Origin of the sequence: Achromobacter sp. SD115, from assembly GCF_017355315.1 — a bacterium.
Taxonomy (GTDB): domain Bacteria; phylum Pseudomonadota; class Gammaproteobacteria; order Burkholderiales; family Burkholderiaceae_B; genus Achromobacter; species Achromobacter xylosoxidans_B.
This window is the reverse complement of sequence record NZ_JADIJM010000008.1, coordinates 130,887-147,969: the sequence shown is the minus strand read 5'-3', so window position 1 is coordinate 147,969 and position 17,083 is coordinate 130,887. Positions and strand designations below refer to the sequence as shown.

Below are 17,083 nucleotides of genomic sequence, written 5' to 3'. Positions count from 1 at the left end.
CTATTGCGGTGTTTTTGCTGTGCCGGGACGACGGAGCTCGATGGCTGCCTTACGCCTTCAGCAGTTCACGGGCAATGATCAACTTCTGCACTTCGGTCGCGCCTTCGTAAATCCGCAGCGCGCGTATTTCCCTGTAAAGCTTTTCCACCGGCATCCCCGACACCACGCCCGCGCCGCCAAACATCTGCAACGCGCGGTCGATCACGGTCTGCGCCGATTCGGTGGCCGTCATCTTGGCCATTGCCGCTTCCCGCGTAGTGCGCTGCTTCAGCACATCGCGCATCCAGGCCGCGCGGTAGGTCAGCAGCGCCGAAGCGTCTATGGCGGTCGCCATGTCGCCCAACGCGGCCTGCGTCAGTTGCAGGTCCGACAAGGTCTGGCCGAACATGCGGCGCGACTTGGAGCGCGCCAGCCCTTCGTCCAGCGCCCGGCGCGCGAAACCCAGCGCCGCCGCCGCCACCGAGGCACGGAAAATGTCCAGCGTCATCATGGCCAGCTTGAAACCCTGGCCCGCGTCGCCCAGCCGGTGCGACACCGGAATGCGGCAGTTGTCGAACGTGATGGTGGCCAGCGGATGCGGCGCGATCAGCTCGATGCGTTCGCTGACCTCGAAGCCCGGCGTATCGGCATCCACCACGAAAGCGCTGATGCCGCGCGCGCCGGGGGCTTCGCCCGTGCGTGCGAACACGCAATAGAAGTCCGCGATGCCGCCGTTGGAAATCCAGGTCTTGGCGCCGTTCAGCACGTAATGGTCGCCGTCCAGCTTGGCCTCGCAGGCCATCGCGGCCACGTCCGAGCCCGCGTCGGGTTCCGACAGCGCGAAGGCCGCGATGGCTTCGCCACGGGCCACGCGCGGCAGGTAACGCTGGCGCAGCTCGTCCGAGCCCATCAGCGAAATGGCGCCGCTGCCCAGGCCCTGCATCGCAAAGGCGAAATCGGCCAGCCCTTCGTGGCGCGCCAGGGTTTCGCGCAGGATGCAGACGGCGCGGGAATCCACTTCCGGCAGCGCGCCGCCCCAGGCGCCGCCAGGGCCGCCCGCGACCGCATAGCGCAGCCAGCCTGCCTCGCCCATGGCGCGCACCAGTTTCTTGCAGGCGCCGTCGGCGTCATGGTGGTCCACGTCCCCCAGGGACGCCTCGCACCAGGCGTCAACCTCGTGCGCCAGCTTGCGGTGCGCATCGTCGAAAAACGGCCAATCCAGCCAGCTTGCGTCGCGCATGCTCAGTCCCCTTGGAAAACGGGTTTTTGCTTGGCCACGAAGGCATCGTAGGCACGGCGGAAATCACGCGTCTGCATGCAGATGGCCTGGGCCTCGGCTTCGGCCTCGATGGCCTCGTCCACGCCCATGTTCCATTCCTGATGCAACAGCTTCTTGGTGACGCCGTGGGCGAAGGTCGGCCCCGCGGCCAATTGCGCGGCCAGCGTCTGCGCGGCGTCAGCCAGCGCGCCGGGTTCATGCAGGGCGTTGAAGAAGCCCCAGCTGGCGCCCTCTTCCGCCGTCATGGCGCGGCCCGTGTAGAGCAGTTCGGAAGCGCGGCCCTGGCCGATCATGCGCGGCAGCAGGGTGCAAGCGCCCATGTCCGCGCCGGCCAGACCCACGCGCGTGAACAGGAAGGCAGTCCGCGCAGCGGGCGTGCCCAGTCTCATGTCCGAAGCCAGCGCCACCATCGCGCCGGCGCCTGCGCAGATGCCGTCGACCGCCGCCACGATGGGCTGCGGGCAGGCGCGCATGGCCTTGACCAGGTCGCCCGTCATGCGGGTGAAGTCCAGCAGCTCGGGCATGCTCATCTTGGTCAGCGGCCCGATGATCTCGTGCACATCGCCGCCCGAGCAGAAGTTGCCGCCCGCGCCCGTCACCACCACGACCTTGATGTCGGTGGCGTACACCAGCGCGCGGAACAGATCACGCAGTTCGGCGTACGAGTCGAACGTCAGCGGGTTCTTGCGCTCGGGGCGGTTCAGCGTGACCGTGCCGATCTTGCCGTCGGCCGACACCTGCCACAGAAACGTCTTGGCCTGGTAGCCGGCAAACGGACGCTTGTGGTGCTTCATGGTGTGCTCTTCGGGCTGGGTGCTCATGGTGTCTCCGTTCGTGAATTGGGGTGGATGGGGCGCCGGCTTCAGCCGGTCATCACTTCGCCGCCGTCGACGGCGATGGCCTGGCCGTTGACCGAGGCCGAGGCCGGCAAGGCCAGCCAGGCGACCGTTTCGGCCACTTCCTCGGGCTGCACCAGGCGGCCCTGGGGGTTGCGTTCAGCCAGCTTGGCGCGGGCGGCGTCCGCGGTCATGCCGGTCTTGTCGACGATATTCGAGACCGCGCCGCGCACAATGTCGGTTTCCGTGTAGCCGGGGCAGACGGCATTGACCGTGACACCCTTTTGCGCGGTTTCCAGCGCCAGCGAGCGGGTCAGACCGATCACGCCGTGCTTGGCAGCGCAGTAGGCGCTGACGTAGCCGTAGCCGATCAAACCCGCCGTGCTGGCCACGTTGATTACCCGGCCCCATTTTTCCTGCAGCATGCCGGGCAAGGCGGCCTGGATGCAATGGAAAGTGCCCGTCAGGTTGACGTCCAGCATCGACTGCCACAGCGCCGCGTCGGTGCGGTCAAAGCGCTCGCTCACTGCCTGGCCGGCGTTGTTCACCAGCACCAGCACCGGACCGAACTCGGCCTCGGCCTGGGCGAAGGCCGCCCGTACCGAAGCTTCGTTGGCGATGTCGGCGCTGACGGCCTGCACCTGGCCCAGGCTGGCCAGGCTGTCGGCCGCGGCGTCTAGCGCCGCGCCATCGCGGCCCAGCAGCGTGACGCGCGCGCCGCGCTGCAAGAGCGCCCGGGCGCAGGCCAGCCCGATGCCGCGGGCGCCGCCCGTCACCAGGGCGTGGCGTCCGGCCAGCGGGAGCGGAGTTGCGTTCATTTGATGTCCAGTTGCGCCATGGCGGCGGCGCGTTCGAAGTTGGTTTCCAGTTGGCGTTTGCCGGCGAAGTACTGGCTCGGCCACGAAACATCACGGTAGCCCACCCGCGCCGCTTCGCGTAGCGTCCAAGAGGCGTCAGCCAAATGGGGACGCGCCAGGGCGCAGAGGTCGGCGCGGCCCGAGGCGATGATGCCGTTGGCGTGGTCGGCCTCGAAGATGGCGCCCACCGCGATGGTCGGGATGCCGGCCTCGTTGCGCACGCGATCGGCAAACGGGGTCTGGAACATGCGGCCGTAGACCGGCTTCTCTTCCTTGCTGACCTGGCCGGACGAGCAGTCGATCATGTCGGCGCCGGCGTCCTTGAAGTGGCGCGCGATCGCCACCGCGTCATCGGCGGTGATGCCGCCTTCGACCCAGTCGCTGGCGGAAATCCGCACCGACATGGGCTTGGTCTCGGGCCAGACGGCGCGGACCGCGTGGAACACTTCCAGCGGAAAGCGCAGGCGGTTCTCCAGGCTGCCGCCGTATTCGTCGGTGCGCTGGTTGGTCAGCGGCGAGATGAAGCTGGACAGCAGATAGCCGTGGGCGCAGTGCAGCTCCAGCCAATCGAAACCCGCCTGCTCGGCGCGACGCGCGGCGGCCACGAAGTTGTCACGCACGTCGTCCATGTCGGCACGCGTCATGGCTTGCGGCGTCTGCGACACGCCTTCGATGTACGGCAGGGCCGACGCCGACATCAACGGCCAGTTGCCCTCGGCCAGCGGATGATCGATCTTCTGCCAACCCAGCTGGGTGGACCCCTTGCGGCCGGCGTGGCCCAGTTGCAGGCCAATGCGGGCATCGCTGTTGCCATGAACAAAGCCGACGATGCGGGCGAACGCGTCGCGCTGTTCGTCATTCCACAGACCCGGGCAGCCCGGGGTGATGCGGCCGTCCGGCGACACGCAGGTCATCTCGACCATGACCAGGCCGGCGCCGCCCATGGCGCGCGCGCCCAGGTGCACCAGATGGAAGTCGCCAGGCACGCCATCGGTGCAGGAATACATGGCCATCGGCGACACCATGATGCGGTTCTTCAGCCGCACGCCGCGCGCCTGGTAAGGCGTCAGCATGGGAATCGCGGGCCGCTGGCCCGGCGCGGAGGCGGCGCCGGCGCGTTCCGCGATCCAGCGCTCAAAGCCTTCCAGCCAGGCCGGATCGCGCAGCCGCAGATTTTCGTGCGAAATCCGCTGCGAGCGGGTCAACAGCGAATAGGCGAACTGCTCGGGTTCCAGGTCGGCATAACGCTCGACGTTCTCGAACCATTCGGTGGAGTTGCGGGCGGCGTTCTGGATCTTCAGCACTTCGACGCTGCGCACTTCCTCGTAGTGCTTCAGGCCAGCTTCCACGCTGCCTTCGGCACCGCTCAGGCAGCGCGCCAGCTCGATGGAATCCTCCAGCGCCAGCTTGGTGCCGGAGCCGATCGAGAAGTGCGCGGTGTGGGCGGCATCGCCCATCAACACCACTGGCACGCGGCGTTCGCCGCGGGCGGTATCCAGCGTGTTCCAGTGCACCCAGGTGTTGCAGATGACGCGCGGGAAACGGATCCAGATGGCCGAGCCGCGCAAGTGCGTGGCGTTGCTGATCAGCGGGTTGCCATCCAGCCAGGGCGCGAACAGCTTTTCGCAGTAGGCAATGCCTTCTTCCTGGCTCATCTGTTCGATACCGGCCGCCTGCCAGGTTTCCTCGGGCGTCTCCACGATGAAGGTGGACATGCCGTCTTCGTAGCGATAGGCGTGCGCCTGGAACCAGCCGTGCTCGGTCTGCACGAAAGCGAAGGTGAAGGCGTCGAACACCTTCTTGGTGCCCAGCCACACGAAACGGCAGCGGCGCTGGTCGATGTCCGGATGGAAAGTGTCCGCATAACGCGTGCGGACCTGGCTGTTGATGCCGTCCGAGGCGATCACCAGATCGGCGTCGTACTCGCGGGCAATGGCCTGATCGTCCTGCACGAAGTTCTCGAACACCAGCTTCACGCCCACATCCTCGCAACGCGCCTGCAGGATGTTCAGCAGCTTCTTGCGGCCAATGCCGATGAAGCCGTGGCCGCCGCTGCGGATGCTGCGGCCCTTGAAGTTGATGTCGATGTCGTCCCAGTGGTTGAAGGCGTCACCGATGGTCTGGGCGGAAACCGGATCGGCCTCGCGCAGGTTCTGCATGGTGGCGTCGGAGAACACCACGCCCCAGCCGAAGGTGTCGTAAGGGCGGTTGCGCTCGATCACGGTGACTTCGTTGGCGGGGTCCTGCAGCTTCATGAGCAGACCGAAATACAGGCCGGCGGGGCCGCCGCCGATGCAGACTATTTTCATTGCCGTAACGCTCCGTGGTAAGCGACTACCGCTCTGAATTCCTGGAGCTGGGGCCGCAGATATTTAAACCTGGATAGTTTAGGCTTGAAATATATACCTGAAGGTGGCGAGGTGCAAATGGGGAAAGTATCTAGATAGTCTGCGAATTTGAAATGGGGACGAACTAGAAGCTTTGGGAACGGAATCCCGGCCTCGTGGCCAGCGTCCCTGAGCCAGTCCAGGTGCCTGGAACCCATTCCCAGGAGACCACCCGCACCCCGCTCACCGCATGCGCAAGCGAACACAATCGCAATCCAAGAAATCACGTATGTCATTTCCGGCCGCCCGCGCGGCCGAAAATGACGGGCAACCCAAGCCCCCCCCTTGAACACAGATCCAGCAGCGCATCAAACCAAGAAGCACGTAGCCCGTCGGCGCGGGCGCCTGGGTGGCGAGCAACCTCGATGCGCCCGAGGGAATCTGAAGGAGCCGCCGCAGGCGGTGACGAAGATGACGACGGGGCAGTCCGGAGCGAACGCTCCGGACCGCAATCGTGGGCGCTCGCCACCCAGGCGCCCGCGCCGACGGGCGGCCTACGAAGCACCACGGCCCCAGCACCGGCCACGAGCACTAGTGCTAGCACTCATCAGACACAAAAAAAAAGCGGCGCATAAAAGCGCCGCCCTTCTCACCCCTCAGCAAGCAAAACTCAGCGCTTACCTTTCTGCTTCAGCTGCGACAAATCCCGCACGGCCCCGCGATCCGCCGACGTCGCCAACGCCGCATAAGCCTGCAGCGCCTGCGACACGACACGCTCGCGACCCACCGGCTCCCAGCCATCAGCACGAGCATCCATCGCCGCCCGACGGCGCGCCAGTTCCTCGTCCGACACGGCCAGATGCATCTTGCGGTTCGGGATATCGATCTCGATCACATCGCCTTCTTCCACCAGGCCGATCGTGCCGCCTTCCGCCGCTTCCGGCGAAGCATGGCCGATCACCAGGCCCGACGAACCACCCGAAAAGCGGCCATCGGTAAACAGCGCGCAAGTCTTGCCCAGCCCCTTGGACTTCAGGTACGACGTCGGATACAGCATTTCCTGCATGCCCGGGCCGCCCTTCGGGCCTTCGTAGCGGATCACCACCACGTCGCCCGCCACGATCTTGTCGCCCAGAATGCCTTCCACGGCATCATCCTGGCTTTCGAAAACGCGCGCGCGGCCAGTGAAGACCCATTGCGACTCGTCCACGCCGGCCGTCTTCACGATGCAACCCTTCTCAGCCAGGTTGCCGTACAGCACGGCCAGGCCGCCGTCCTTCGAATAAGCGTCTTCCTTGCTGCGGATGCAGCCCGTCTTGCGATCGGTGTCCAGCGTCAGGAAGGTTGCGTCCTGGCTGAAGGCCACCGTGGTCGGGATGCCGCCCGGGGCCGCGCGGTAGAACTTCTGCGCTTCCTCGCCCGCGCCGCCAGCCACGTCCCATTGCTTGATCGCATTGCCCAGCGTGCCGCTGTGCACGTTGCCGCAAGACAGGTCCAGCAGGTCCGCGCGCGCCAGTTCACCCAGGATGCCCAGGATGCCGCCGGCGCGGTGCACGTCTTCGATGTGGTATTTGTCGGTGGCGGGCGCCGCCTTGCACAGGCACGGCACCTTGCGCGAAATGCGGTCGATGTCGGCCATGGTGAAATCCACGCCCGCTTCCTGCGCCGCGGCCAGCAGATGCAACACCGTGTTGGTCGAACCGCCCATGGCCACGTCCAGCGCCATGGCGTTCTGGAACGCGCTCTTGGTGGCGATGCTGCGCGGCAAGACCGACTCGTCTTCTTCCTGGTAATAGCGGCGGCACAGGTCCACCACCAGGCGGCCGGCCTGCTCGAACAGGCCCTTGCGCCAGGCGTGCGTGGCGACGATGGTGCCGTTGCCCGGCAAGGCCAGGCCGATGGCTTCGGTCAGACAGTTCATCGAGTTGGCGGTGAACATGCCGGAACAGGAGCCGCAGGTCGGGCAGGCGCTGCGCTCGACTTCGGCCACTTCGGCATCCGACACCTTGGGGTCGGCGGCCTTGATCATGGCGTCGATCAGGTCGATCTTGGCGATGACCTTGCCGTCGGTGGGCGACTTGACCTTGCCCGCTTCCATCGGACCGCCCGACACGAACACCACCGGGATGTTCAGGCGCATGGCGGCCATCAGCATCCCCGGGGTGATCTTGTCGCAGTTCGAGATGCAGACCATGGCGTCGGCGCAATGCGCGTTGACCATGTATTCGACCGAGTCGGCGATCAGTTCGCGCGAGGGCAGCGAATACAGCATGCCGCCGTGGCCCATGGCGATGCCGTCGTCCACGGCGATGGTGTTGAATTCCTTGGCGACGCCACCCGCGGCTTCGATTTCCTTGGCGACCAGCGCGCCCAGGTCGCGCAGGTGCACGTGGCCCGGCACGAACTGCGTGAACGAGTTCACTACCGCGATGATCGGCTTGCCGAAGTCGTCGTCCTTCATGCCTGTGGCGCGCCACAGGGCGCGGGCGCCGGCCATATTGCGGCCGTGGGTCGATGTGCGGGAGCGGTAGTGCGGCATGGTTTGTCTCGGGCTGTAGCTGTTAGCGTAGGCGGCAAAACGTTAAATAATACGCTGGTTCCGGCCGCGTACGCCCGCCGGCCGCCCCCGGGGACACCGCGGCGGCCATCAGGCGGACGCCATGCCGCGGGCCGCGAAGGCGCTGGGCGGCTCGCCCACGGCCTTGCGGAACATCGCCGCGAAGGCGCTGGGGCTTTCGTAACCCAGGTCCAGCGCCACCTCCAGCACGCGCTCGCCACGCGCCAGCCGCTCCATCGCCGCCAAGAGCCGCGCCTGCTGGCGCCACCGGCCGAAGGTCATGCCGGTGTGCCGCAGGAACAGGCGGTGCACGGTCTTCGGGTCCACCCCCAGCGCGCGCGCCCAGTCGGCCGCGCCATCCTGGCGTTCCGGATGGCGCACGATGGCGCGACAGATGCGGGCCAGGCGGGGCTCGGATGGCTGCGGCAGATGCAGGGGCAGCACCGGCTCCTGGCGCAGCTCGTCCAGCAGCAACATCATCAGCCGGCCGTCGCGCGTGTCGGGCGCCCAGTCCAGCGGCACTTCGGCCGCCGCCACCATCAGTTCGCGCAGCAGCGGCGATATCGACAGCACGCAGCAGCCGGAAGGCAGGTGCGCGGCCGCGCCCGGTTCGACGAACACGGTGCGCATGCGCGGCTCGCCGCTCATGCGCAAGCCGTGCGAGACCCAGGCCGGCACCCAGACGCCGCGCGTGGGCGGCACCACCCAGATGCCGGCATCGGTGTCCACCACCATCACGCCGGAAATCGCGTAAAGCAGCTGGGCGCGGCGGTGCCGGTGGCGGCGGACGCGGTGGCCGTCTTCGTAATCCACCGCCAGTCCGGCCACGGGCCGGCGCGAGGATTCATAGGGAAACAGGTCCAGGTCCGCGGGCTTGTAGGGCGTGCGGGCGCGGGACGTGGGGTCGGGCTTGTCCATTTTGCGACGATTGCGATTGAAATGGCGTGGGATGGTCTGGCCAGTGTACCCAGGCCCGGGATTCAGCCACGCAATGCCAGCAATGATTCCTGCAAGTGCCGCAGGCCCCGGCTGAGGGGCTTGTCCCGCCGCAGCACGATGGCCAGGCTGCGCGACAGCCGTGGCGTGAGCGACCGTACTTCCAGCGCTTGGCGCCGGCCCGCGCCCGACACCGCCAGCCTGGGCAGGATGGCGCAGCCCAAGCCGGCGGCGACGATCTCCTTCATGGCCTCGGTGCTGCCCAGCTCCATCACGGGCTTGGCGGCCACGCCGGCTTCCTCGAACCAGTCGTCCACCAGACGGCGAGTGCGCGCGCCCGGTTCGAACAGCACCAGCGGCAACTGCGCCAGCGCCTGCGGCGTGGCCGCAGCGGGAATGGCGGCCGCATCGCGGGCAGGAAAGATCGCCACGAACTCGTCCTCCAGCACGGGAGTGACCTGGAACATGCGTCCCGGCGCGGGCAAGGTGACCAGGCCGATGTCCAGGGTGTTGTTCTCCAGCCCGCGCAGCATGTCGGCCGTGTTGCCGGTGCTGGCCACGATGTCCAGGGCCGGAAAGCGGCGCCGCAGGTCAGCCAGGATCGGCGGCAGCAGATAGGTGCAGGCGGTGGCGCCGGTGCCCAGCCGCACCCGGCCGGACACCTGGGACGCATGCGCGGTCATGGCAAGTTCCGCCTGCGTCAGCGCGGCATCGATGACGCGCACATGCGCCAGCAATACCAGGCCAGCCGCGGTCGCGCTGGCACGGCGGCCGATACGCTCCACCAGCTTCAGGCCGAAGCGCCGCTCCAGTTGGCGGATCTGCAGGCTGACGGCAGGCTGGGTCACGCCGCCCCGTTCCGCGGCGGCGGAAAAACTGCCCAGTTCGATCACCAGCGCAAAGGTGCGCAGATGGTCCAGGTTGAGGCCGCGCATTGCTTTATCCAAAGTTTCACTTATGAAAATCATAATAGACCAAAGCTTTATTAATAAATAAGCATGCGCGACACTGGCGGCTTGTTTCTTCACTCCCATTGCCACGGCCTGCTCATGTCGTCCCCCGCCCCCACCGTCCTCATCCGCGACAGCGCGGAAGCCGATCTTCCCGCGATCAAGACCATCTACGCCCACCACGTGCAACACGGCGCGGCCTCGTTCGAATTGGACCCGCCGTCCATCCAGGACATGCGCCAGCGCCGCGCCGCCGTGCTGGAAAAGGACATGCCCTATCTGGTGGCCGAGATCAACGGCGAAGTGGTGGGCTACGCCTACGTCACCCCGTACCGCCCGCGCCCGGCCTACCGGCACACGGTGGAGGATTCGGTGTACGTGAAGGCGGGTCGCTCCGGAATGGGCATAGGCGGCAAGCTGCTGGCCGCGCTGATCGAACGCTGCACCGCCGCCGGCTGGCGCCAGATGCTGGCCGTGGTGGGCGACAGCCGCAACGCCGCGTCCCTGGCCCTGCACGCCAGCCAGGGCTTCCATCCCGCCGGCACCTTGCGTTCGGTGGGACACAAGCATGGCGAATGGCGCGATACGGTGCTGATGCAGCGCGCGCTGGGCGAGGGCGACGCCACGCCGCCGCAACGACCGTGATCGCGCCGCGCGCCATCGTCTGCCTGGGGCTGACGCAACTGGTCGGCTGGGGCGTGCTGTATTACCTGATCGGCGCCCTGGGGCCGGCCATCGCCGCCGACCTGGGCTGGAACGCCGCCACGGTCTACGGCGGGTTTTCAGCGGCCATCGTGGTGATGGCCATGGTGTCGCCGCTGGCCGGCGTGGCCGTGGACCGCTGGGGCGGACATCGCGTCATGCCCGTGGGCGCGGTGCTGGGTGCGCTGGGCTGCGCCGGCCTGTCGATGGCGCACGGCATCCCCCTGTACTTCCTGGCCTGGGCCGTGCTGGGCGTGGGCATGCGGCTATGCCTGTACGACGCGGCTTTCGCCTCGCTGGCGCGCGCGGCCGGCCCCTCGGCGCGCCGGCCCATGTCGCAGATCACGCTATTCGGCGGGCTGGCGTCCACGGTGATGTGGCCGGTGGGACACGCGCTGTCGGAATGGCTGGGCTGGCGCGGCGCGGTGCTGGCCTATGCTGGCCTGGCGCTGGCCACGGTGCCGCTGTACCTGGCGCTGCCGCGCGAACGCTACACCGCAGCAGCAGGCGGCAAGGACCCGATTTCCGCCGGCCTCACGCGCAACGCCGCCGAGCGCCGGCTGGCGGGCGCACTGTACGCGCTGATCGCGATGCTGACCAACTTCCTGGCGGCGGGCAATGCGGCCCATCTGATTTCGCTGTTGTCGGGCCTGGGCCTGGCCGCGGCCGCCGCGGTCAGCGTGGCGGCGCTGTGGGGCGTCGGCCAGTTCGCGGCGCGCCTGGCCGACGTGGCGCTGGGCTCGCGCCTGCATCCGCTGACGCTGACGCTGGCGGTGTGCGCGATCTTGCCGCTTTGCTTCCTGCTTGCGCTGCTATCCGGCGGCAACCTCTACGCCACCGCTGCCTATGCGCTGCTTTATGGCGCCTGCAACGGCCTATTGACCATTACCCGCGGCACCTTGCCGCTGGCGCTGTTCGACTTCCGCAGCTATGGCACGCTGGTCGGCTCGCTGCTCATCCCCAGCTTCCTGCTCACAGCCGCCTCGCCGGTGGCCTATGCCTACATCGTGGACAGCCATGGCGCGCGCGGCGCGATGGCGCTGTCGTTGGTTCTGGCCGCGGCGATCTGCGCGGCGGCGTTCGCGCTGCGGTGGAAGTTCATACGAAGGACGCGCGCGGCATTCGCCTGAAGCGCCTGCCGCGCGATCCGCTCCCGGTATCCGCCGCGCCACGGCGCGCGGTGCCCGGAGCCGCCGAGTCCTAGCCTTCGGCGGCGCAAGCCACCACCCATTTTTCCCAGCCGATCTTCCTGAGCTTGCAGGCGGGGCATTCGCCGCAGCCATAGCCCCAGTCATGGCGCGCCCCGCGTTCGCCCAGGTAGCAGGTATGGCTTTCCTCGACGATGGTCTCCACCAGCGCGTCGCCGCCCAATTGATGCGCCAGCGCCCAGGTTTCGGACTTGTCGATCCACATCAGCGGCGTCTCGATCGTGACCCTGGACCCCAGGCCCAGGCCCAGCGCCACCTGCTGCGCCTTGATGGTGTCGTCGCGGCAATCGGGATAGCCGGAGAAATCGGTTTCGCACATGCCGCCCACCAGCACGTCCAGCTGGCGGCGATAGCCCAGCGCGGCGGCCAGGGTCAGGAACAGCAGGTTGCGGCCGGGCACGAAGGTATTGGGCAGGCCGTTGGCCTGCATCTCGATGGCGCGGTCGCTGGTCATGGCGGTGTCGCCGACCTGGCCCAGCACCTTCAGGTCCAGCAGATGGTCCTCGCCCAGGCGCGGCGCCCAGTCGGGAAAGTTGTTGCGGATGTCGCGCAGCACGTTCAGGCGCGCGGACAGTTCAATGTGGTGCCGCTGGCCATAATCGAACGCCACGGTCTCCACATGGGCATAGCGCTCCAGCGCCCAGGCGAGGCAGGTGGTGGAATCCTGGCCGCCCGAAAACAGCACGAGCGCGCGACGTTGATGATTTTGCATAAAAGGGGGCTTCTGGAAAGACGAAGGGACGGCAGGCTTGTACGGACAGGGAACAGCCAGCCTTTAGTGTAAACATGCTGCTGGCGGACTTTAAAGCGCCCCGGGCGGTGGCCGTCAAAAGTCTGCGTAAAATCTTCCTGATTCTTTTTTCCGGTTTTCCTGCAACGCCTCTTCTTTCCCGCCTCTTCCCCTCTCTCAGCAGCCTCGACGGATCCCCGCCAGATGAATGCCATGCGCCCGCAGTCCGACTCAGCAGAACCCTTGCGTCACGATATCCGGCTGTTAGGCCGATTACTGGGCACCGTCATCGAGGAATGCGAGGGCAAACGCGTCTTCGACACCATCGAAACCCTGCGCCGCACGGCCGTGAAATTCCGTCGCGAAGGCAACGACGCCGACGGCAAACTGCTGGAACAACGCGTCAAGCGCCTGCAAGGCAGCGACCCCAACTCGGTGGCGCGCGCCTTCAGCTACTTCCTGCACCTTTCCAATATCGCTGAAGACCGCGACCAGAACCGCCGTCAGCGCGCCCGCGCCATCGCCAGCGACGCGCCGGAGCGCGGCAGCCTGCGCGAAGCCGTGCAGACCCTGGGCCGCCAGGGCGTGGGCGTGGCGCGCATCCGCCGCCTGCTGGCCGAGGCCTGCGTGATGCCGGTGCTGACCGCGCACCCCACCGAAGTGCAGCGCAAGAGCACGCTGGACGTGCATCGCGAGATCGCCGCCGCGCTAATCCAGCGCGAGGGCACCCTCACCCCGGACGAGCTGGCGGACCTGGACGCGTCCCTGCTGGGCCGCGTGGCCACGCTGTGGCAGACCCGCATGCTGCGCTACACGCGCCTGACCGTCGCCGACGAAATCGAGAACGCGCTGTCGTACTACCGCAGCACCTTCCTGCAAGTCATACCCCGCGTGTACGGCGACCTGTCCAAGCTGCTGAGCCGCGAATCCGCCAAGCCGTTCGCCGCGCCGCCCGCGCCGCTGGAGCCGTTCCTGCGAATGGGCAGCTGGATCGGCGGCGACCGCGACGGCAACCCCAACGTCGACGCCAGCACCCTCGAGCGCGCGCTGCTGCGCCAGGCCACCGTGCTGTTCGAACACTATCTGCAAGAGGTCCACGCGCTGGGCGCGGAACTGTCCGTCACCACCTTGCTGATCGGCGTGGACGCCGAACTGCTGGCGCTGGCCGAGGCCAGCGGCGACGACTCGCCCCACCGCCGCGACGAACCGTACCGCCGCGCGCTGGTCGGCGTGTACGCGCGCCTGGCCGCCACCGCGCAGCGCTTGACGGGCCAGAACCTGGCACGGCGCAGCACCGTTGCCGCCAGCGCCTACGAACGGCCGGAAGAACTGTCCGCCGACCTGGCCGTGATCGCCGCCTCGCTGGCCGCCCACCACGGCGCCCCCATCGGCAAGCTGCGCCTGGCCGGACTGCAACAGGCGGTGGAAGTGTTCGGCTTCCATCTGGCCACGGTGGACCTGCGCCAGAGTTCCGACGTGCACGAGCGCGCGCTGGCCGAGCTGTTCGCCCTCGCCGGCACCCAGCGCAACGGCAAGCCGCTGGACTACCTGGCGCTGACCGAAGAGGAACGCGTCGAACTGCTGCGCGCCGAACTGGCGCAGGCGCGTCCGCTGGCCTCGCCCTGGATCGCCTACAGCGAGGACACCACGCGCGAACTGGCCGTGCTGCGCGCCGCCGCCGCCGGCCGCGCGCGCTACGGCAAGCAGGCCGTGCGCCAGACCATCGTGTCGCACACCGAAACGCTGAGCGACCTGCTGGAAGTGATGGTGCTGCAGAAGGAAGCCGGCCTCATCGCCCCCGCCGGCCAGGACATCCAGCCCGAGGACGGCCTGATGGTCGTGCCGCTGTTCGAGACCATCCCCGACTTGGAGCGCGGCGCCGACATCATGGCCGCCTGGCTGGACCTGCCCGAAATCCGCCAGCGCGTGAAGCTGGCGCAGAACGGCGCGCAGGAAGTCATGCTGGGCTATTCCGACAGCAACAAGGACGGCGGCTTCCTCACGTCCAACTGGTCGCTCTACCAGGCCGAACGCGCGCTGGTCGACGTGTTCTCGACCCGTAACGTGCGCCTGCGCCTGTTCCATGGACGCGGCGGTTCGGTGGGCCGCGGCGGCGGCTCCAGCTTCGATGCCATCCTGGCGCAGCCCCCCGGCACCGTGGCCGGCCAGATCCGCCTGACCGAGCAGGGCGAAGTCATCCAGAGCAAGTACAAGGACGCCGAGGTCGGCCGCTGGCACCTGGAACTCCTGGTCGCCGCCGTGCTGGAATCCAGCCTGGCGCCGCGCGCCGAGGCTACCAGCGCCGAAGACGCGCACATGGCCCAGCACGGCCCCGCCATGTCGTTCATGTCGGAGACCGCGCAGCGCACCTACCGCGGCCTGGTCTACGACACCCCGCGCTTCGCCGACTACTTCTTCGCCGCCACGCCCATCAGCGAAATCGCCGGCCTGAACATCGGCTCGCGCCCCGCCTCGCGCAAGAAGGGCCAGCACATCGAAGACCTGCGCGCCATCCCCTGGGGCTTTTCCTGGGCGCAATGCCGCCTGATGCTGACCGGCTGGTACGGCATGGGCTCGGCCATCGAGGCCTATCTGGAAACCGGCGCACCCGATGCGCCCCGCTCGCGCCGCGGCCGCCTGGCCCAGCTGCGCGAAATGGCGCGCGACTGGCCCGCGTTCCGCACGCTGCTGTCCAACATGGAAATGGTGCTGGCCAAGTCCGACCTGGCGATTGCCGCGCGCTACGCGCAACTGGTGCCGCAGCGCGGCTTGCGTGAACGCATCTTCGGCGCCATCAGCGCCGAGCATGGCCGCACGCTCGCCATGCTCAAGCTGCTGACCCAGCGCGAATTGCTGGCCGACAACCCCACGCTGCAGGCCTCGCTGCGCGAGCGCTTCGCCTACATCGATCCGCTCAACTACCTGCAGATCGACCTGATCCGGCGCCACCGCGCGGCGCAGAAGCATCCCGAAGCCGAGGTCGACAAGCGCGTGCAGCGCGCCATTCACCTGACCATCAACGGGATTGCGGCGGGGTTGCGCAACTCGGGTTAGCGCATTGCTGGCACAATGGTGCGCGGTATAGAATGAGTCTGATTCTCATCTTTCACCCGCGCCATTTTTGCCGCCTCGGGGCGCTGCAGGAACCCGCATGTCGACCAACCAATCCGCAGCGCAGCAGGGCATCGAAGGCCTGTATGCCGATCATCACAGCTGGCTGAGAAGCTGGCTGCGCCGCAGGCTGGGCAATGCGTTCGACGCGGCGGATCTGGCGCACGATACGTATCTGCGCATCCTGCATACTGGCCGGCTGCCCGAGCCGCACCAGTCCCGCCAACACCTGGCGCAGGTCGCCAACGGCCTGGTGATCGACCTCTACCGCCGCCGCCAGCTCGAGGCCGCCTATCTGGAAACCCTGGCCCATCTGCCGCGGGCGTTTGCGCCATCGGAGGAGGCCCGCGCACTGGCGGTCCAGGCGCTGGTCGAGATCGACGCCGTGCTGCAAAGCCTGCCGGCCAAGGTTCGCGAAGCACTGCTCTTGCGCAAGCTGGATGGCCTGAGCTACCGCGATATCGCGGCTCGGCTGGGCGTGTCGGTATCGTCGGTGGAAAAGTACGTGGCATCCGCGCTCGTGGCCTGCTACCTGGCCCAGCACGCGGCTCCTGGCGGCTGACCGCGCATGCCCGCCTCGCCCGCCATTCCGCCGACGCCGCAGGCGCCCAATCGCGCCATCGACCCTTGCATCGTGCAGCAGGCGGCCGAATGGATGGCGCGCCTGTGGTCGGACGACCCGAACCCCGCGGACCAAGCCGCATGCACCCGCTGGCGCGCGCAGCACGCGGACCATGAACTGGCCTGGCAACGGCTGCAGGCGTTCGAAGACAAGCTTGGCAGCATATCGCCGCAGGCCGCAAGCCACGCCTTGCGGCAGCGGCCGGCCAGCGCCTCACGGCGCCGCGCGGTTGGCCTGCTAGGGCTGGGCGCGACGATCGCGGGCATGGGCTATGTCTTGCGCGGCACCGACTCGTGGCAGGCCGCCACGGCCGACTACCGCAGCGGCACAGGGGAAATACGGACGATTACCCTGCCGGACGGCTCCAGCGTAACGCTGTCGACCGCCACCGCGATCGACCTGAGATTCTCCGAGAACGAACGCCTGGTGGTGCTGCGCGCCGGAGAGATATTGATTGCAACCGCGCCGGATCCCGCCGCCATGCCCCGGCCGTTCCGGGTGCGCAGCCGGCACGGTTCCATCCAGGCGCTGGGAACCCGGTTTTCGGTCAGAGACGATGCCGAAACGTCCCGCGTGGCTGTATTCGAAGGCGCCGTGGAAATCCGTCCCGGCAGCGCGCCGGACCTGGCGGTCCTGCTTCAGGCCGGCCAGGGCTCGCGCTTTTCCGCGATCGGGGCCGCCGCTCCCAGGCCTGCGGCGGAAAGCGCGGCAGCCTGGAGTCGCGGAATACTGGTGGCCGACGCCATGCGCCTGGACGAATTCCTGGCCGAACTGGCGCGCTATCGGCCTGGCCTGCTGCGCTGCGATCCCGACATTGCGGGCCTGCTCGTCAGCGGCGTCTTTTCCGTGCGTGACACGGACCGGGCGTTGGACAACCTGACCCGGGCTCTTCCGGTGGCAGTGACCTACCGGACGCGATATTGGGTGACGGTGCAGGCCGCTGAATGATGGCCAGCCGGCAGCGGCCGTTACAACTTTTCTCAGGCGGC

Annotated in this window: 13 protein-coding genes; 5 read left to right on the top strand and 8 right to left on the bottom strand. The window is 67.7% G+C overall.

Annotation, left to right across the window (positions count from 1 at the left end):
* Positions 1-49: 49 nt before the first annotated feature.
* The 7 genes from IPU70_RS13780 to IPU70_RS13750 all read right to left on the bottom strand — a co-directional run bounded on the left by IPU70_RS13780 (position 50) and on the right by IPU70_RS13750 (position 9,706).
* Positions 50-1,219: an acyl-CoA dehydrogenase family protein gene (locus tag IPU70_RS13780; protein WP_013391341.1), complete on the bottom strand. Its 1,170-nt coding sequence runs from the start codon at positions 1,217-1,219 to the stop codon at positions 50-52.
* Between the two features lie 2 nt (positions 1,220-1,221).
* Positions 1,222-2,079, bottom strand: coding sequence for an enoyl-CoA hydratase family protein (locus IPU70_RS13775; protein ID WP_088157824.1), 858 nt, complete (start codon positions 2,077-2,079; stop codon positions 1,222-1,224).
* Between the two features lie 41 nt (positions 2,080-2,120).
* Positions 2,121-2,912 carry an SDR family NAD(P)-dependent oxidoreductase gene (locus IPU70_RS13770; RefSeq protein ID WP_207467985.1) on the bottom strand — a complete coding sequence of 264 codons (792 nt, stop codon included), beginning with the start codon at positions 2,910-2,912 and terminating at the stop codon, positions 2,121-2,123.
* Positions 2,909-5,260: a bifunctional salicylyl-CoA 5-hydroxylase/oxidoreductase gene (locus IPU70_RS13765; RefSeq protein WP_207467984.1), complete on the bottom strand. Its 2,352-nt coding sequence runs from the start codon at positions 5,258-5,260 to the stop codon at positions 2,909-2,911. The genes IPU70_RS13770 and IPU70_RS13765 overlap by 4 nt, the downstream gene beginning before the upstream one ends.
* Positions 5,261-5,948: 688 nt before the next feature.
* Positions 5,949-7,817, bottom strand: coding sequence for a dihydroxy-acid dehydratase (ilvD, locus tag IPU70_RS13760; RefSeq protein ID WP_088143200.1), 1,869 nt, complete (start codon positions 7,815-7,817; stop codon positions 5,949-5,951).
* Positions 7,818-7,925: 108 nt separating this feature from the next.
* Positions 7,926-8,753: a helix-turn-helix domain-containing protein gene (locus IPU70_RS13755; RefSeq protein ID WP_207467983.1), complete on the bottom strand. Its 828-nt coding sequence runs from the start codon at positions 8,751-8,753 to the stop codon at positions 7,926-7,928.
* A 62-nt stretch (positions 8,754-8,815) separates the two neighbouring features.
* The gene (locus IPU70_RS13750) at positions 8,816-9,706 is read right to left on the bottom strand and encodes a LysR family transcriptional regulator (RefSeq protein ID WP_207467982.1); all 891 of its coding nucleotides are present in this window, start codon (positions 9,704-9,706) and stop codon (positions 8,816-8,818) included.
* Between the two features lie 114 nt (positions 9,707-9,820).
* On the opposite strand from IPU70_RS13750, the gene IPU70_RS13745 reads away from it, so the two are divergent.
* Both IPU70_RS13745 and IPU70_RS13740 read left to right on the top strand, forming a co-directional pair.
* Positions 9,821-10,366 carry a GNAT family N-acetyltransferase gene (locus IPU70_RS13745; protein WP_207467981.1) on the top strand — a complete coding sequence of 182 codons (546 nt, stop codon included), beginning with the start codon at positions 9,821-9,823 and terminating at the stop codon, positions 10,364-10,366.
* Positions 10,363-11,553, top strand: a complete 1,191-nt coding sequence (locus tag IPU70_RS13740) for an MFS transporter (protein ID WP_207467980.1) — start codon at positions 10,363-10,365, stop codon at positions 11,551-11,553. Before IPU70_RS13745 ends, IPU70_RS13740 begins: the two co-directional genes overlap by 4 nt.
* Positions 11,554-11,623: 70 nt before the next feature.
* Here the strand turns inward: IPU70_RS13740 and queC are convergent, their stop codons facing one another.
* Entirely contained in the window at positions 11,624-12,343 is a 720-nt protein-coding gene (gene queC / locus IPU70_RS13735; RefSeq protein WP_207467979.1) for a 7-cyano-7-deazaguanine synthase QueC, read from the bottom strand.
* A 222-nt stretch (positions 12,344-12,565) separates the two neighbouring features.
* Here queC and ppc point away from each other — a divergent pair, with 222 nt between their 5' ends.
* From ppc to IPU70_RS13720, 3 genes are all read left to right on the top strand, one after another.
* The gene (gene ppc, locus IPU70_RS13730) at positions 12,566-15,415 is read left to right on the top strand and encodes a phosphoenolpyruvate carboxylase (protein WP_207467977.1); all 2,850 of its coding nucleotides are present in this window, start codon (positions 12,566-12,568) and stop codon (positions 15,413-15,415) included.
* Positions 15,416-15,512: 97 nt separating this feature from the next.
* Positions 15,513-16,034 (top strand): sigma-70 family RNA polymerase sigma factor, encoded by a 522-nt coding sequence (locus IPU70_RS13725; RefSeq protein WP_013396537.1) that lies wholly within the window; start codon positions 15,513-15,515, stop codon positions 16,032-16,034.
* 6 nt (positions 16,035-16,040) lie between these two features.
* The gene (locus IPU70_RS13720) at positions 16,041-17,042 is read left to right on the top strand and encodes a FecR domain-containing protein (protein WP_207467976.1); all 1,002 of its coding nucleotides are present in this window, start codon (positions 16,041-16,043) and stop codon (positions 17,040-17,042) included.
* Positions 17,043-17,083 lie beyond the last annotated feature (41 nt).

What these genes read in the sequence shown, in the direction of transcription:
- IPU70_RS13775 (WP_088157824.1), bottom strand. Translation starts at nt 2,079, where the DNA reads ATGAGCACCCAGCCCGAAGAGCACACCATGAAGCACCACAAGCGTCCG.
- IPU70_RS13725 (WP_013396537.1), top strand. Translation starts at nt 15,513, where the DNA reads ATGTCGACCAACCAATCCGCAGCGCAGCAGGGCATCGAAGGCCTGTAT.
- IPU70_RS13750 (WP_207467982.1), bottom strand. Translation starts at nt 9,706, where the DNA reads ATGCGCGGCCTCAACCTGGACCATCTGCGCACCTTTGCGCTGGTGATC.
- ppc (WP_207467977.1), top strand. Translation starts at nt 12,566, where the DNA reads ATGAATGCCATGCGCCCGCAGTCCGACTCAGCAGAACCCTTGCGTCAC.
- IPU70_RS13720 (WP_207467976.1), top strand. Translation starts at nt 16,041, where the DNA reads ATGCCCGCCTCGCCCGCCATTCCGCCGACGCCGCAGGCGCCCAATCGC.
- IPU70_RS13745 (WP_207467981.1), top strand. Translation starts at nt 9,821, where the DNA reads ATGTCGTCCCCCGCCCCCACCGTCCTCATCCGCGACAGCGCGGAAGCC.
- ilvD (WP_088143200.1), bottom strand. Translation starts at nt 7,817, where the DNA reads ATGCCGCACTACCGCTCCCGCACATCGACCCACGGCCGCAATATGGCC.
- IPU70_RS13765 (WP_207467984.1), bottom strand. Translation starts at nt 5,260, where the DNA reads ATGAAAATAGTCTGCATCGGCGGCGGCCCCGCCGGCCTGTATTTCGGT.
- IPU70_RS13770 (WP_207467985.1), bottom strand. Translation starts at nt 2,912, where the DNA reads ATGAACGCAACTCCGCTCCCGCTGGCCGGACGCCACGCCCTGGTGACG.
- IPU70_RS13780 (WP_013391341.1), bottom strand. Translation starts at nt 1,219, where the DNA reads ATGCGCGACGCAAGCTGGCTGGATTGGCCGTTTTTCGACGATGCGCAC.
- queC (WP_207467979.1), bottom strand. Translation starts at nt 12,343, where the DNA reads ATGCAAAATCATCAACGTCGCGCGCTCGTGCTGTTTTCGGGCGGCCAG.
- IPU70_RS13755 (WP_207467983.1), bottom strand. Translation starts at nt 8,753, where the DNA reads ATGGACAAGCCCGACCCCACGTCCCGCGCCCGCACGCCCTACAAGCCC.